Genomic DNA, 16,057 nt, shown 5'->3' with positions numbered 1-16,057 from the left:
GCTTGCGTTTCCTCATTTCCTATCACTACCCACACACCTCTCGATGATGAAAGTCCAACTCCCGTTCTGCGCCTTGCTGCTTGCCGGCAGTCTTCCCGTCCACGCCGAGAACGCCGATCCGGCGCGCGACCGTGCCAGCATCCTGGCGATGCAGGGCGAGTACACGGTGGCATTCGCCTTCGACGAGACCGTGCTGCTGCAACCCGGCTACACGCGCGCCGCGCCAATGCGCAGCGGTGGCGACGAGGTAGTGATCGTGGTCGAGGACAGTCCGCGCAAGGTGGTGCTGCAGCATCTGCTGGTGGAACCCAAGAGCGGCCACGTGACCAAGCACTGGCGCCAGGACTGGATCTACGAGGCGCCGCAGCGCTTCGAGTTCAGCGCCGACCAGACCTGGCAGGTGCGTCGGCTCGATGCGGCGGCCACCCGCGGCGCCTGGACCCAGTGCGTGTACGAGGTCAGCGACGCGCCGCGCTACTGCGGCACCGGGCGCTGGGGCTACGCCGATGGCCATCCGACCTGGACCAGCGACCTGAGCTGGCGCCCGTTGCCGCGCCGCGAGTACACCAAGCGCAGCGACTACAACGCGCTGGCGGTGATCAACCGGCACACGCTGACTCCGGCCGGCTGGACCCACGAGCAGTTCAACACCAAGGTGCTGCGCAAGCCCGATGGCAGCCAGCAGGCCATCGCCCGCGAGTTCGGCTTCAACGACTATGTCAGGACCACGACCATCGATTTCAGCCCGGCTCGCGCCTACTGGACCGCGACCCAGGGCTACTGGGCCAGGGTGCGTGCGCGCTGGGACGGCCTGCTCGGCAAGCCGCCGGGCGTGCACCTGAAGACCAAGGTCGATGGCATGGCGATCATCATGCCGCTGTTCGGCCAGGCCGAGGCGGTGCAACAGGGCAAGCCGGTCAGCGATGCGCAACTCGATGCGGTGTTCGCGCAATGGACGGCACCGGCGCCGGCCGCGCGCTGAGACGGCGGCGTCAACTAGCCAGGGTGGGGAAGGCGGCCGGGATGGCGCCTTCCCCTTTTTCTTGCGTGTGTCGCGCCGCCGCAGAACCTGTTCGGCGCTGGATGGCGTGCAGAGCACGGCTCACGCTCTGAGCGCCGCAGGTGTGCGCTAACGGGAGGCAAGCCGACGCAAGGCCGGCGCCAGCGCGGCGCCGCGAGGCGTATCAGCGTGCCGCGTCGTGCGCGTGTGCGGGCGTCGTCGTTGGCGACGACGTGTCATCTGGGGATGTGGCCATCACCTGCGTCATCCACGGCAGATAGCGCGACACGCGCACGGCGTGCACGATCTGGCCGTAAAGACCCTGCACGAATGGACGACCCGCGGTCCAGGTCGCCCAGAACGGATGGTCCGGCGGATAGTTGCCCCACGACGCCAGTCCGATCAGTTGCCGCGCGTCGCCCTCGCCAATCAGCAAGGGGCCGCCACTGTCGCCGCTGCCGGTGATGCCTTCCAGCGGCAGGGCGGAGGGAGGCGCGTCGAAGCGATACGAGAGGTAGCGCGGGTCGGCGCCGACGATCGTGTTGAAGGCGTGGCGCAGCACGCCGCGATGGGCGCCGTGGGGATCCTGGCCGGCTTTGCCGTCGCCGGTGGCGCCCTTGCCGATCAATTCGGCGGTCATCCCGACTTCTCCGTCGCCGCGGTACAGCGCGACCGGTGCCACTCCCGGCACCGGCGCAGCCAGCTCGATCAGCGCGATATCGTCGGCGGCGCCGAGCGCCGCATAGAACCTGGAGAAGTCGTGCGTCGTCAGTGCCTCCTGCACCAGCGCATCGGCCGGCTTGCGGTAGCCGGGATGGAGAACGACGCGCTTGATCCTGTACGCCACGCCGCCAATGGACACGTCCTGGTCCATGCCCGGCATCTGCATCGGTGCCGCGTGCGCGGCGGTGACCACCCACTGTGGCGCGATCAGCACGCCGTGCCCTTCGCCGGGCAGGTCGACCAGGGCCGGGAATGCCGCCGCCGGCATCCGGTAGCGCGTTTCCTCCACGTCCGCCCTGACCACCACGGCGCCAGCCGCAGTGGAGAGGGCCAGCAGGCAACAGGCGACAATCCATTTCATGCGTTTCTCCTTTCGATGCGCCGCGATCTTACCCGTGTGCGGCACGCATCGTGCCCCTCGTCGCCAAGGACCGCCGCCGAGCGCCAACGGCGTCACGTCCGCGCAGCCTGCGGCGCTCTACCAATCCCGAATCCCGAATCCCCAATCCCCAATCCCCAATCCCGGCTCCACTCAAGGCTCGCGCAAGGCCAGCGCCGGCGGCGTGTGCAGGATGCGCCTGGTGCCCGACCAGCCGGCGAGCAGGCTCAGCGCCACGCCGCCCAGGCCGCCGAGCAGCAGCGCCGGCCACGGTGGCGACAGCGCGAGGTCGAAGGCCTGCTTGGCCACCACCACGCCGATGATCGCCGCGGCCCCGACCGCGAGGATCGCCGCGAGCAGGCCGAGCGCGCCGAACTCCACCAGCACCGCGCCGCGTAGTTGCCCGCGGCGCGCGCCCAGGGTGCGCAGCACCGCGCTGTCGTAGCGACGCTCCCCGGCGGTGGCCTGCAGGGCGGCCAGCAGTACCAGCGCGCCGGCCAGCAGGCTGAAGCCCATCACCAGTTGCACCGCCTGGGCGACGCGGTCGATGACCTCGCGCACGCGCTGCAGGATCGCGTCGATGTCCAGCAGCGACACGTTCGGATAGGCGCGGCTGAGCCCGCTCAACTGCGCGGCCGAGGCGCGCGGCAGATGGAAGGCGGAGATCAGGTTGTACGGCGCATCCTGCACTGCGCCGGCGTTGAGCAGCAGGAAGAAGTTGACCCGGAACGAATCCCAGTCGGCCTTGCGCACATTGGTGACGGTGAAGCTGCGCTGCTGGTCGCCGAGCAGCAAGGTGATGCGGTCGCCGAGCTTGAGCCCGTAGCGCTGCGCCCAGCCTTCCTCCACCGAGGCCTCGGCGGCGGTGCTGTCGGCGGCCCAGAAGCGCCCGGACAGCAACCGGTTGGCGGCGGGGAACTCATGCCGCCAGGAGAAGTTGATGGGCCGGTCGCTACCGTCGCCCTCGTCGTCCGGACCCTGCGCGCGGCGCTGCGGCGGCTTGCCGTTGATCGCCACCAGCTTGCCGGTGCTGAACGGCTCCACCGCCGCGTCGGCGACGCCGAGCGTGCGCAAGGTGCCGAGCACCTGGTCGGCCTGGTCGGGCTGGATGTTCATCAGGAAGTAGTTCGGCGTGTCCGCCGGCAGCCGGTCGCGCCACTGCCCGAGCAGGCCGGGGCCGATCACCGCCAGCAACAGCAGGGCGCACAGCGACAGCGACAGGCCCACCAGCTGCACCACGCTCAGCGCGCGGCGCCGGGTCAGCGCCGCCAGGCCCAGCTTCCATGGCCCGCGCAGCCGTCCCTGCAGCCGCCGCAACACCGCCAGCAGCACGCCGCCGACGGCAGCAGCCAGCGCCGCCAGCAGGGTCAGGCCGCCCAGCACCCAGGCCGCCAGCAGGCCGTCGCCGGTGGCGTAGACCGCCAGTACCACGGTGGCGACCAGCGCCGCGGCGTAGACCAGCAGCGAGGTCGGCGGCAGCGCGGCGAAGCTGCGGTTGAGCACCCGCATCGGCGGGACGTTGCGCAAGCGCAGCAGCGGCGGTAGGCCGAAGCCGAGCAGCAGCAACAGGCCGATGCCGGCGCCGGCCAGCGCCGGGGTCGCCTGCGGCAAGGGCAGGCGGTTGGGGATCAGGCTGCCCAGCGCTTCGACCAGGCCCACCTGGGCCAGCATGCCCAGGCCCACGCCGAGCGCGCAGGCGGGGATCGCCAGCAGCAGCAACTGCAGCGCCAGCGCGCCGAGGATGTCGCGCTGGCGTGCGCCCAGGCAGCGCAAGACCGCGACCTGGTCGATGCGGCGCAGGGCGAAACGGTTGGCGGCCAGCGCGGTGGCGACGCCGGCCAGCAGCACCGCCAGCAACGCGGCCAGCGCCAGGAAGCGCCCGGCGCGGTCGAAGGCGCCACGCACGCCGCGCTGGGTGTCCTCGATGCCGACCAGGCGGTACGCCTTGGCGCGCGGCGCCAGCCATTCGCGCAGGGCGGCGATCTCGCCGGGCGCGCCGGCGAACATCAACCGATAGGAGGCGCGGCTGCCAGGGCCGAGCAGGCCGGCGGCATCGACGTCGGCGCGGTTGACCAGCAGCGGCGGCGACAACTGCATCAGTTCGCCGGAGGCATCCGGTTCGGCACGCAACACGCGGGTCACGCGCAGCGTGCCGGCACCGAACTCCAGCGCATCGCCGAGCTTCAGCCCCAGCGCTTCGAGCAGGCGCGGATCGGCATAGGCCTCGCCGCGCGGCGGCGGTCCGGCGCGTTCGCTGCCGGCGCCGACGGTGTCGCGCGCCACCAGCAGTTCGCCGCGCAGCGGATAACCGGCGCCCACCGCCTTGATGTTGGCCATCTGGCTGGCGTCGCCGTGGAACAGCACGCTGGGGAAACTGACCAGGCGCGTGCTGCGCAGGCCGCGCCGCTGCGCCTCCTCGGCGAAGGCGGCGGGGATGTCCTGGCGTCCGCTGACGCCGAGGTCGCCGCCGATCACCTCGGCGGCGCTGCCGGTCAGCGCCAGGGTCACCCGGTCGACCAGGGTGCCGACCGCGGTCATCACCGCCACGCCCAGCACCAGTGCCGCGAACACGGTCAGCAGATCGCCGGCGAACAGCTCGCGGCGCAGCGCGCGCGCGGCGTGGCGCAGCACGTTCATGCGGCGTCCGCCGCGTCGGCGGCGCGCAGGCGGCCGCCGTCGAGCCGGTAGCGGTGTTCGCAGCGCTGCGCCAGGCGCATGTCGTGGGTGACCAGCACCAGGGTGGTGTCGCTGCCTTCGTTGAGCGCGAACAGCAGGTCGCTGATCTGTTGCCCGGTGGCCTGGTCGAGGCTGCCGGTGGGCTCGTCGGCGAACAGGATCCGCGGCCGCGCCACGAACGCGCGTGCCAGCGCCACGCGCTGCTGCTCGCCGCCGGACAGTTGCCGCGGATAGTGCCGCGCACGCGCGCTGAGCCCCACCGCCTCCAGCACCTCGCGCACCCGCGCCGGATCCTCGCGTCCGGCCAGTTCCAGCGGAAGGGCGACGTTCTCCGCCGCGGTCAGCGACGGCAGCAGGTGGAAGCTCTGGAACACGAAGCCGACCTCGCGCGCGCGCAGCGCGGCGCGCGCTTCCTCGTCCAGCGTGTTGAGCGATTGCCCGGCCAGCACGATCTCGCCGCGCGTGGGCAGGTCGAGGCCTGCCAGCAACCCGAGCAGGGTGGTCTTGCCGGACCCGGAGGCGCCGACGATGGCGACGCTGTCGCCTTCACCGATGGTCAATCCCACCTTGTCGAGAATGTGGACCGTGCCCTCCGGTCCGCTGACGGATTTGCCGACATCGCGTACGTCGATGGCGATACCGGCGCGAAGAGTGGGGGCCTGACTGTCGATGAGGAATCTCCGGATGCGTGGCGACGAGACGAGAAGCAAGCGGGCCTGGATGCGCCGCGCCTGGCTGTTGCTGGCATGGTGGGTGCTGCTGCCCGCCATCGCCTGTGCCAAAGGTGCGACGGGGCCGGTGCTGGTGCTCGGCGACAGCCTCAGCGCGGCGCACAACATCCCGGTGCAGTCCGGCTGGGTGGCCTTGCTGGACAAGCGCCTGCAGCAACAGATGCGGGCGCCACCGGCGGTGGTCAATGCCAGCATCAGCGGCGAGACTTCCTCCGGCGCGCTGACCCGTCTGCCGGCGCTGCTGCAGAAACACAAGCCGTCGGTAGTGGTCATCGAGCTGGGTGGCAACGATGCATTGCGCGGGCTCAGCCCGGCCGAACTGCGCGGCAACCTGGAGAAGATGATCGTGCTCAGCCGTGACGCCGGCGCGAAGGTGCTGTTGCTGGGCATCGACGTGCCGCCGAACTACGGACCGGGCTACCGGCAGCGTCTGCGCGCGGTCTACGCGGACCTGGCGAAGCAGTACCAGACCGGCCTGCTGCCGTTCCTGCTGGACGGCGTGGCGCTGAACCCGGCGCTGATGCAGGGCGATGGCCTGCATCCGACCGCCGCGGCCCAGCCCAAGGTGCTGGACAACGTGTGGCCGCAGCTCAAGCCATTGATCGCGCAGTAATTTTTTCATGACTCAGGCACATGAAGCGGTCTTCACGCCGCCACCACTGCACATCCGGCATGTTTCACAAAGCTGAAGACTGAGGAAGCATCATGCGTCAGACCAAGGAAACATCCGGGCTCGTGCTGGTCGTGGAGGACAACCGCAACATTTCCGAGATGATCGGTGAGTATCTGGAAGGCCGCGGGTTCGAAGTGGATTACGCCTGCGACGGCCTGGACGGCTACCGCCTGGCGGCGGAGAACAGCTACGACGTGGTGGTGCTGGACCTGATGCTGCCGCGCCTGGACGGCATCGAAGTGTGCCGCCGCCTGCGCAACGACGCGCGCAAGTCGACCCCGGTGCTGATGCTGACCGCGCGCGACACGCTCGACGACAAGCTCACCGGCCTGGGCTTTGGCGCCGACGACTACCTGACCAAGCCGTTCGCGATCCAGGAACTGGAAGCACGCCTGCGCGCGCTGATCCGTCGCGAGCGCCGCCAGGTCGGCTCGGAAGTGCTGAAGGTGGCCGACCTGGTGCTGGACCCGGTGAGCATGCGCGCCACCCGCGCCGGCACCGAGCTGCAGCTGTCGCCGATCGGCCTGCGCCTGCTGACCATCCTGATGCGCGAATCGCCGCGCGTGGTCACCCGCCAGGAGATCGAGCGCGAGATCTGGGGCAACGGCCTGCCGGACTCGGACACCCTGCGCAGCCATCTGTACAACCTGCGCAAGATCATCGACAAGCCGTTCGACCGCCCGCTGCTGCACACCGTGCAGAGCGCCGGTTACCGCATCGCCGACATCGCCCAGCCGATGAGCTGAGGCGGCGCGCGATCGTGAAACCCGCAGCGGTCCCCGCAAACGGGGCCGCTTGCACGAAAGGCTCACGATCGGCCTTCCTATAATCGCGGCAACGATCACGGATGCTGTATGCCGCACGGGTTGCCGCGCAAACTTCGCCTCGCCCTGATCGCCCGCATCGTGTTTGCGGGCTGTGTGGTCACGCTTGCCAGTTATCTGGTGGTGGCGATCGTGCAGCACTCGCTGGTCGGCTCGATCCTGAAGCAGGAGGCGCGCTACTACTGGCGCCTGCATGCGCAACAGCCGCAGCAGCCGCCCCCCAATACTCACAGCCTGCGCGGTTATCTGGTGCCGGCCGGACACTCCGATGCGGCGGTGCCCATCGACCTGCGCACGCTGGCGCCCGGCCTGCACGAGGACCGCCCCGGCGGCGAGATCGTGCTGGTCGACCAGAACCCGTCCGGCCGCCTGTACCTGGTGTTCCTGCGCGCGCCGGCGCAGCGGCTGGCGTTCTGGTTCGGCGTGGTGCCGACCCTGTTGACCCTGATCGCGGTGCTGGTGGTGGCCTGGCTGACCTGGCGGGTGTCGCGGCGCTTGCTGTCGCCGATGAACTGGCTGGCGCGGCGGGTCTCGCGCTGGGATCCGCGGCATCCGGTCGCCGCCGAACTGGCTCCGGAAAACCTGCCGGCCGATGTGCAGGGCGAGGCGCGGCAGTTGGCCGCCGCCCTGCATACGCTGGCCCAGCGCGTCACCGACCACGTCGCCCGCGAACGCAACTTCACCCGCGATGCCAGCCACGAACTGCGCACGCCGCTGACGGTGATCCGGGTCGCCACCGACATCGCGATGACCGATCTGGAACTGCCGCCGCGCCTGCAGCGCAGCCTGCAGCGGATCCAACGCGCCGGCCGCGACATGGAGGCAGTGATCGACGCCTTCCTGATCCTGGCGCGCGAGGCGGACGTGGTGCCGCAGAGCGAACTCTTCGACGTCGCCGACGTGGTCGCGTACGAGGCCGAGAACGCGCGCGAGCTGCTGGCCGACAAGCCGGTGACGCTGAGCGTGCGCGTGCTGGGCTCGGCGACGCTGCATGCGCCGCCGCGGGTGCTGCACGTGGTGGTCAGCAACCTGCTGCGCAACGCCTGCAGCTACACCGATGCAGGGCGCGTCGAGGTCGAGGTCGAGGCCGACCGCATCCGCATCCGCGATACCGGCATCGGCATGTCCGAGGAGGCCTTGCGACACGCCTTCGAGCCGTTCTTCCGCGCCGAGCCGGAGCGCCCGCAAGGCGCCGGGCTGGGCCTGTCGATCGTGCGCCGGCTGTGCGAGCGCTTCGGCTGGCAGGTCGCGCTGGAAAGCGCCGAGGGCGGCGGCATCCTGGCAACCGTGCGGTTCGTTCCGGCGAAGTGAGCGCCGGCAGTTCCGGATCCGTGCAGGCCGGTGCCCGCGCGTTGGCCCGCATCGGTTCCGCGCGCTGCAATGGCCGGCGTGCTTCGAAAAGACCGTCGGCCAGCCGCGTTCACGCCTTGGCGTGTCCGCCATCCGCCTTCGGCGCGCTGATGCGCACCTTGTCGCCGTCGGTCAGGCCGTCCGGCGGACTTTCGATCAGGCGGTCGCCGGCGGCGATGCCCGAGCCGAGCTGCACGGTCTTGCCGAAGTCGCGCGCGATGGTCACCGGCTTGAAGGCGACCGTGTCGTGCGCGTCGACCACCGCCACGCGCAGCCCTTTGTCGTCGAACACCAGCGCGCTGGCCGGGACCCGCACCAGCGCGGCGTCGGCCGGAAGATCGAAGCGCACGCTGGCGTAGCCGCCCGGCATCAGTCTGCCGTCCTGGTTGTCCACGGCGACCTGGACCAGCGTGGTGCCCGAGGCCGCGTTGACCGCCCCCGACGCGCTGTCGACGACGCCGCTGAAAGTCTGCCCCGGGTACTCCGGCACGGTCAGCGTCACCTTGCTGCCGGCGCGCACCGACGGCGCATCGCTCTGCGGCACGTTCACGTACATGCGCAGCTTGTGCGTGTCCGACACGACGAACAGTTCCTGGCCGCCGCCGCCGGCGTTGATCAGCGCGCCGACATCGGTCTCGCGCGCGGTGACCGTGCCGTCGAACGGCGCCACCAGTCTGGCGAAGCCCTTCATCGCCTCCAGGCGCTCGAGGTTGGCCTGTGCGGACTGGGCAAGGGCGCGCTTGGCGTCGTAGTCGCCGGTCTTCTCGTCCACCGCCTGCTTCGACACCACCTCGGTCTGGCCCATGGTCTGCCAGCGCTTGGCGGTGGTCTGGGCCAGGGCGGCGTTGACCCGGGCGTTGGCCAGGTCGGCCTTGGCCTGAAGCAACTGCTGGTCCAGGTCGGGCGTTTCGATCTCGGCAAGCACGTCGCCGGCCTTCACCCTGGCGCCGATGTCGGCTTTCCACCATTTCAGGTAGCCGCTGGTCCGGGCGAAGATCGGCGCGCGGGCATACGCCTCCAGGCGACCGGGCAGGTTGAGCACGCCGGTGCCCTGGTCGGTCTCCGGGGCCACCACGGTGACCGTCGGCACCGCCTGGTCGTCGGTCCATGCACGCAGCCGGCGCGCGTCGCCGGCGCGCGTGGCGATGCCGGCGACGACGATGGCCAGGACCACGATCGAGGCGATGACGCCGGCCAGGCGGAGACGGCGTGGCGAAACGGGGGGCGACAGATCAGGCGACATGCGGGGACGCTCCGGAGGCGTGCGCCGTCGGCGAGGACGGCTGGGAACCACGGCGGTGGATGAGGCTGAAGACGATCGGCACGAAGAACAGCGTGCTGACGGTGGCGAAGATCAGGCCGCCGATGACGGCCCGGCCCAGCGGCGCGTTCTGCTCGCCACCTTCGCCCAGGCCCAGCGCCATCGGCGCCATGCCGATGATCATCGCCAGCGCGGTCATGAGCACCGGGCGGAAGCGCACGAAGCCGCCCTCCAATGCCGCCTTCGCCGCGTCGCCGTGCTCGGCGAGGCGCTCGCGGCAGAAGCTCACCACCAGGATCGAGTTGGCCGTGGCCACGCCCATGCACATGATGGCGCCGGTCAGCGCGGGGACCGACAGGGTGGTGTGCGTGGCGAACAGCATCCAGACGATGCCGGCGATCGCCGCGGGCAAAGCGGTCACGATCACGAACGGATCGCTCCACGACTGGAAGTTGACCACGATCAACAGGTAGATCAGCACGATCGCGCCGAGCAGGCCGAAGATCAGGCCGGCGAACGCCTTGTTCATCGTCTGCACCTGGCCGAGCAGCGCCGTGCTGGATCCCTTGGGCAGGAATTTCTGGTTGGCGTCGAGGATCTTCTGGATGTCGGCGGCGACCGCGCCCAGGTCGCGGTCCTGCGGGGAGGCGAAGATGTCCACCGTCGCATTGATGTTGTACTGGCTGACCACGGCATTGGTCGCGGTCCGCGACAGCGTCGCCAGCCCGCCCAGGCTCTGCGCGCCGCCCTGGCCGGCGCTGGGGCTGATCGGCACGTTCTGCAGGTCGGGCAGGCTGTCGAGGCTGTACTGCGGCGTCTGCATCACGATCGGATACGACACGCCGTTCTGCGGGTTCAGCCAGAACGTCGGCGCGATCTGGCTGGAGCCGGCCAGGTTCACGCCCAGGCTGCTGGTGACGTCGCGCTCGGTAATGCCCACCTGTTGGGCGAGGCTGCGGTCCACGTTCACCGCGAAGCCGGGGCTGGCCTGCGATTGCTGGATGCGCGCGTCCGCCACGCCCGGGACGCGGCGGATCTCGCGCAGCAGGCGGTTGGCATAGGCGAAGTTGGCGGCGAGGTTCGGGCCGCGGATCTGCAGGTCCACCGGCGCCGGCGCGCCGAAGTTCAGGATCTGGCTGATGATGTCGGCCGGCGGAAACGAGAACACCACCGACGGGAACTGCCGCGGCAAGGTCTGGCGCAGCGTGCGCACGTAGTCGGCGGTGGGCGCGTGGCCTTCGCTCAGCGCGATCTGGATGTCGCCGTCCTGCGAGCCGATGGTGCCGGTGTTGTTGTAGGCGTTGTTGATGCCCGAGGATGACAGGCCGATGTTGTCGACGACGCCGGCCAGGTCGTGCGGCGGAATGAGCCTGCGCACGGCGCCGGTCACGTCGGCGAACAGGTGCGCGGTTTCCTCGACGCGGGTGCCGACCGGTGCGCGCACGTGCATCAGGATCTGGCCCGAGTCCACCGACGGGAAGAAGTTGCGGCCGAGCATCGGCAGCAGCAGGAACGACAGCGCCACGCACAGCATGAAGCCGGGCACGAAGGCCCTGCGGCGCAGCAGCGCGGTCTCGAGCAGGGCGTAGTAGCCGGCGCGCAGCCGCTCGAAGCGCTTTTCGAAACCGCGCTGGAAGCGCACCAGCGGATTGCGCGACGGCGGCTGGCCATGGCCGTCGCCGTGCATGTCGGTATGCGGCGCATGCGGATGCAACAGGTACTTGGCCATGGTCGGCACCAACGTGCGCGACAGCAGGAAGGACGCGATCATCGCGAACATCACCGCTTCGGCCATCGGTACGAACAGGAAGCGTGCCACGCCTTCCAGGAAGAACATCGGCACGAATACGATGCAGATGCACAGCAGCGAGACGAAGGCGGGCGTCACGATCTGCGAGGCGCCGTCCAGGATCGCCGTCTCCACGGACTTGCCCTGCTCCAGGTGCCAGTTGATGTTCTCGATGGTCACCGTGGCGTCGTCCACCAGGATGCCTACGGCCAGCGCCAGGCCGCCCAGGGTCATGATGTTCAGCGTCTCGCCGATCGCTGACAGCGCGGCGATCGAGCCGAGGATCGCCAGCGGGATCGAGATGGCGATGATCAGCGTCGAGCGCCAGCTGCCGAGGAACAGCAGGATCATCAGGCTGGTCAGCGCCGCGGCGATCACGCCTTCGCGCGCCACGCCGGCGATCGCGCCGCTCACGAACAGCGACTGGTCGCCGATGGGAACGATCCGCAGGTCCGGCGGCAGTGCCTCCTTCATCGCCGCGACCCGGTCCTTGATGCCGGCGATGATCGCCAGCGTCGAGGCCGAGCCGTTCTTCATCACCGTCATCAGCACCGAGCGGTCGCCGTTGACGTGCACGATGTTGGTCTGCGGCGGCGCGCCGTCGCGGACATGCGCCACGTCGCGGATGAACACCGTGGCGCCGTCGACCGTCTTCACCGGCAGGTTGCCCAGCTCCTCGATGTCCGATGGCGCGTTGTTGAGCTGCAGCGTGTATTCGTACTTGCCGATCTTCTGCGTGCCCACCGGGGTGATGAGGTTCTGCGCCGCCAGCGCGTTGGCCACGTCCTGCGCCGAGAGGCCGCGCGCCTGCAGCGCCGGCGGATCGATGTCGATCTGCACCTGGCGGGTCTTGCCGCCGAACGGATACGGGATCGCTGCGCCGGCCACCGAGGTGAGCTGCGGACGGATGATGTTGAGGCCGAGGTCGGCCAGGTTCTGCTCGGTGAGCCCTTTGCCGGACAGCGCCAACTGGATGATCGGCACCGTGGAGGCGTTGTAGTTGAGGATCAGCGGCGGCGTGGTGCCTTGCGGCAGCTGCCGCAGCATGGTCTGCGCCACGGCGGTGACCTGCGCGTTGGCGGTGCGGATGTCGACGTTGGGCTGGAAGAAGATCTTGATGATGCCGAAGCCCTGGATCGACGTGGCCTCGGTGTGCTCGACATCGTTCACGGTGGTGGTGAGCACGCGCTCGAACGGCGAACTGACGCGGCCGGCCATCTGCTCGGGCGGCAGGCCGTTGTACTGCCAGACCACGGCGATCACCGGGATGCGGATGTCCGGGAAGATGTCGGTGGGCGTGCGCAATGCGGCGAGCGGACCCACGATCAGGATCAGCAGGGCCAGGACGACGAAGGTATACGGTCGCGTCAGTGCGATCCGGACGAGGCCAATCATGGAGGAGCGGTTCCGTGCGCGAATGTTGCGTCGCGGCGGATTTTGCCTGGGGGGTGTTCCCGGGCTTCATTAAGATTTATTTAGACATCCGCCCCGGCGCCGCAAATGCTCGATGGTTCAACGACTTGTGTACTGACCGGGCCGTAAGCCGCACGCCGCCTGTCCGGCGCTGCCACTCCACGCGCGGCGAGACGTGGGCGAATGCGCGCGACCGCGCACCGGGTGCGGGCCGTGTCAGGCAGGGCAGGGTGCACGGCCCGCGGACGGCGCGGCCGCGGCGGGCGGGCAGAGGACCGAGAACACCGCCCCGCGCGCGTCGCCGCCCACCTGCAGCGTATAGCCGTGCAGGCGGACGATGGCGCTGACGATCGCCAAGCCCAGTCCGCAGCCGGGCTTGGCACGCGTCTGGTCGACGCGGTAGAAGCGGCGGAAGATCGTCTGGCGCTCGTCGGGGGCGATGCCGGGGCCGCTATCGGCGATCTCGATGCGCGCGTTGCCGCCCTGGTCGGCGCCTGCCGACAGGCGGATCGTCCCGCCGTCGGGCGTGAACTTGATGGCATTGCTGACCAGGTTGGCCAGCGCCTCGAACAGCAGCTGCCGATCGCCGTGCACGGCCGGCAGCGGCTCCAGTACAAGGTCGAAAGCCTGGCCGCGGTCCTCGGCCACGGGCGCGTAGAACGCGTGGACCTCATGCAGCAGCGGGGCGAGGTCGATGGTCGAGAAGCAGGCGCTGCGCTGGCGGTCTTCCAGTTCCGACACGCGCAGCAGCGCGCGGAAGCGGGTCAGCACGGTGTCGATCTCGCTCACGCATGCGTCCAGCTGCTCGCCCTCCGGGCGGCCGGCGAACTGCTGCTGCAGCCGGTGCAGGCGCGTGCGCATGCGCGTCAGCGGGGTGCGCAGGTCGTGGGCGATGTTGTCGGTGACGCCCTTCACCTCGCCGAGCAGGCGTTCGACCTCGCCCAGCGTCCGGTTCACCGTGGCCGCCAGCAGGTCCACCTCGTCGCCGCGCCGGGACACCGGCAGGCGCACGCTGAGATCCCCACCGTGGATGGGTTGCATGGCCTGCTGAATGGCGCGGATGCGCCGGGCCGGGCCGCGCGCGATGAGCAGGCCGCCGAGCAGGCCCGGCAGCAGGGTCAACGACAGTCCCCACAGCAGTCCGCGGTAGATGATCGCGGTCAGTCCGTCGATGACGGTGCTGGCCTTGACCACGACCAGGCGGCGGCCGTCCGGGAGGTGCCGGGCGATGCCGCGCGCCCGGGTCTGGCCGCTGCGCCCGCTGTCGATCAGCCGGGCGCTGACCACGCCGACGGTGCCATCGGCGGCCATGCCCTTGGGCGCCTCGGCGATGTTGCCGGCGATGCGGCGTCCCTGCGCGTCGAACAGGCCAACCCACATGAAGCCCTGGATGTCGATGGCGTTGGCCTGGCCTACCGTCTCGGCCAGGCGCGCGGGGTCGGTGTGTTCCAGGTAATGGATGCGCGCGACCAGCATCTGGTCGATCACGTGCGAAAGATAGCGGGTGGACTCCCACTGCACGATGCCCAGCAGCACGATGCACCAGATCGCGAACAGCGACCCGTAGATCAGGATCAGCCGCGAGGTGGCCGACCGCCAGGCGTCACTCAGCGGGGGCAAGGACATATCCCGAGCCGCGCATCGTGCGGATCAGCGGCGGCTGGCCGTTGCCGTCGATCTTGCGGCGAAGGCGGCCGATGTGGACGTCGATCACGTTGGTGCCCGGGTCGAAATGGAAGCCCCAGACATGCTCGAAGATCATCTGTCGCGTCACCACCTGGCCGGCGTTGCGCATCAGGAATTCGAGCAGGCGGAACTCGGTGGGCAGCAGGGTCAGCGGCTGGCCGTTGCGCAAGGCGTTGTGGCGGACCAGGTCGAGTTCCAGGTCCGCCACGTGCAGGCGGGTTTCGGTCGCGGTCGTGCTGCGATGGCGGCGCACCAGCACTTCGGCACGCGCGACCAGCTCATCGGGCGAGAACGGCTTGGTCAGGTAGTCGTCGCCGCCCGCGCGCAGGCCGCGCACGCGCTCGTCCACCTCGGACAGTGCGCTGATCATCAGCACCGGCGTCTGCACCGAGCGCTTGCGCAGCTCGGAGACCACGTCGATGCCGTCCATGCCGGGCAGCATGCGGTCGAGGGTGATGATGTCGTAACCATCGGCCAGCGCGCGCTGCAGGCCGTCGCGTCCGTCGGCGATCCAGTCGGCGCTGAAGCCGTGCGCGCCGAGTTCCGCGACGATGTCGCGGGCGGTCACTTCGTCGTCTTCGATGACCAGTGCCCTGGGCATCCTGGCTTACTCCCTGCCGGAGGCGGCAGAGCGCGATCGCCGGCGCGTGCTGGCCGCACCGGCGGGGCCCCGGCCTTCGTGCATGCGCGCCACGCCGCTCATCGTCGTGTCAGGGGCTCAGATACGGCCGCAGCGTGTCGCGCCACAGCGCGTAGCCGGCCGCGTTCATATGCAACTTGTCCGGGCCGAACAGCTCGGCGCGCGGCTGCCCGTCGGCACCGAGCATCGGCGTGTACACGTCGACGAACTGGACCTGCTTGAGGCCGGCGGCGGCCTTGCGGATCAGCGCGTTGGCCTCGGCCATCTTCGGCATCAGCGCCGCACGCGAGGGGCTGGGCTTGATCGACAGGTAGACGATGCGGGTCTTGGGCAGGTCGCGGTGCACGCGGGTCACGAACGCCACGAAGTCGTCGCGCACCTGCTGCGGGCTGCGGCCGCTGTTGAGGTCGTTGTCGCCGGCGTAGAACACGATCAGGCGCGGCTTGTATGGTACCACGATGCGGTCGGCGTACCAGGTGCTGTCGCGGATCTCCGAGCCGCCGAAGCCGCGGTTGAGGGTCTGCACGCCCGGAAAATCCGTGGCCAGCGAGGTCCAGAAGCGGATCGAGGAACTGCCGACGAACAGCACGCCGCCGGGTTTGACCGGATGCGCGGCATCGTCCTTGGCGAAGCGCGCCATGTCCTCTTCCCAGGCCGCATTGGAGACCTGGTCGGGCACGCTGGGCGCCGCGGCTGGGGTGAGTGCGCGTGCCGGCGACACGCCCAGCAGGGACAGGCTGAACAGACTCAGGGCGAGCAGCGGTGCGCGCAGCGGCGAACGGGGCATGACGCCTCCTCGAAGCAAGGGAGCGGCGATGGTGCCGCAGGCGCCGCATGCAGGCAAATCCGCGGCGATGCCGGCGCCGCCGCGGGGCTTGTGGCAAAATTGCGGCCTATCCCGCTGCGCCCTTG

Annotated in this window: 12 protein-coding genes; 4 read left to right on the top strand and 8 right to left on the bottom strand. The window is 69.9% G+C overall.

The genetic code is table 11. The features are described from left to right. The first annotated feature begins 43 nt into the window (after positions 1-43). Positions 44-982, top strand: a complete 939-nt coding sequence (locus GGR66_RS11705) for a DUF6607 family protein (RefSeq protein WP_184448338.1) — start codon at positions 44-46, stop codon at positions 980-982. Positions 983-1,184: 202 nt separating this feature from the next. Here GGR66_RS11705 and GGR66_RS11700 read toward each other — a convergent pair whose 3' ends face one another. The 3 genes from GGR66_RS11700 to GGR66_RS11690 all read right to left on the bottom strand — a co-directional run bounded on the left by GGR66_RS11700 (position 1,185) and on the right by GGR66_RS11690 (position 5,338). Continuing rightward, positions 1,185-2,084: a trypsin-like serine protease gene (locus tag GGR66_RS11700; protein WP_184448487.1), complete on the bottom strand. Its 900-nt coding sequence runs from the start codon at positions 2,082-2,084 to the stop codon at positions 1,185-1,187. Positions 2,085-2,255: 171 nt separating this feature from the next. Further along, complete coding sequence (locus tag GGR66_RS11695) at positions 2,256-4,739, bottom strand: FtsX-like permease family protein (protein ID WP_184448337.1); 2,484 nt, start codon at positions 4,737-4,739, stop codon at positions 2,256-2,258. After that, the gene (locus GGR66_RS11690) at positions 4,736-5,338 is read right to left on the bottom strand and encodes an ATP-binding cassette domain-containing protein (RefSeq protein ID WP_184448336.1); all 603 of its coding nucleotides are present in this window, start codon (positions 5,336-5,338) and stop codon (positions 4,736-4,738) included. Before GGR66_RS11690 ends, GGR66_RS11695 begins: the two co-directional genes overlap by 4 nt. Before the next feature lie 109 nt (positions 5,339-5,447). Here GGR66_RS11690 and GGR66_RS11685 point away from each other — a divergent pair, with 109 nt between their 5' ends. From GGR66_RS11685 to GGR66_RS11675, 3 genes are all read left to right on the top strand, one after another. Beyond that, positions 5,448-6,122 carry an arylesterase gene (locus GGR66_RS11685; protein ID WP_184448335.1) on the top strand — a complete coding sequence of 225 codons (675 nt, stop codon included), beginning with the start codon at positions 5,448-5,450 and terminating at the stop codon, positions 6,120-6,122. Between the two features lie 92 nt (positions 6,123-6,214). After that, positions 6,215-6,928, top strand: coding sequence for a response regulator transcription factor (locus tag GGR66_RS11680; RefSeq protein WP_003481607.1), 714 nt, complete (start codon positions 6,215-6,217; stop codon positions 6,926-6,928). Positions 6,929-7,036: 108 nt separating this feature from the next. Then, entirely contained in the window at positions 7,037-8,317 is a 1,281-nt protein-coding gene (locus GGR66_RS11675; RefSeq protein WP_184448334.1) for a HAMP domain-containing sensor histidine kinase, read from the top strand. 109 nt (positions 8,318-8,426) lie between these two features. Here the strand turns inward: GGR66_RS11675 and GGR66_RS11670 are convergent, their stop codons facing one another. The 5 genes from GGR66_RS11670 to GGR66_RS11650 all read right to left on the bottom strand — a co-directional run bounded on the left by GGR66_RS11670 (position 8,427) and on the right by GGR66_RS11650 (position 15,932). Further along, complete coding sequence (locus tag GGR66_RS11670; protein ID WP_184448333.1) at positions 8,427-9,599, bottom strand: efflux RND transporter periplasmic adaptor subunit; 1,173 nt, start codon at positions 9,597-9,599, stop codon at positions 8,427-8,429. Next, the gene (locus GGR66_RS11665) at positions 9,589-12,801 is read right to left on the bottom strand and encodes an efflux RND transporter permease subunit (RefSeq protein WP_184448332.1); all 3,213 of its coding nucleotides are present in this window, start codon (positions 12,799-12,801) and stop codon (positions 9,589-9,591) included. The genes GGR66_RS11670 and GGR66_RS11665 overlap by 11 nt, the downstream gene beginning before the upstream one ends. Before the next feature lie 234 nt (positions 12,802-13,035). Next, the gene (locus tag GGR66_RS11660; RefSeq protein ID WP_184448331.1) at positions 13,036-14,445 is read right to left on the bottom strand and encodes a HAMP domain-containing sensor histidine kinase; all 1,410 of its coding nucleotides are present in this window, start codon (positions 14,443-14,445) and stop codon (positions 13,036-13,038) included. Next, positions 14,423-15,106: a response regulator transcription factor gene (locus GGR66_RS11655; protein WP_160966712.1), complete on the bottom strand. Its 684-nt coding sequence runs from the start codon at positions 15,104-15,106 to the stop codon at positions 14,423-14,425. The genes GGR66_RS11660 and GGR66_RS11655 overlap by 23 nt, the downstream gene beginning before the upstream one ends. Positions 15,107-15,215: 109 nt before the next feature. After that, positions 15,216-15,932, bottom strand: a complete 717-nt coding sequence (locus tag GGR66_RS11650; RefSeq protein WP_160966714.1) for an SGNH/GDSL hydrolase family protein — start codon at positions 15,930-15,932, stop codon at positions 15,216-15,218. Positions 15,933-16,057: the final 125 nt, after the last annotated feature.

It is taken from the genome of Xanthomonas sp. 3498 (assembly GCF_014199795.1).
Classification (GTDB): domain Bacteria; phylum Pseudomonadota; class Gammaproteobacteria; order Xanthomonadales; family Xanthomonadaceae; genus Xanthomonas_A; species Xanthomonas_A rydalmerensis.
This window is presented reverse-complemented; position numbering and strand designations above follow the sequence as displayed.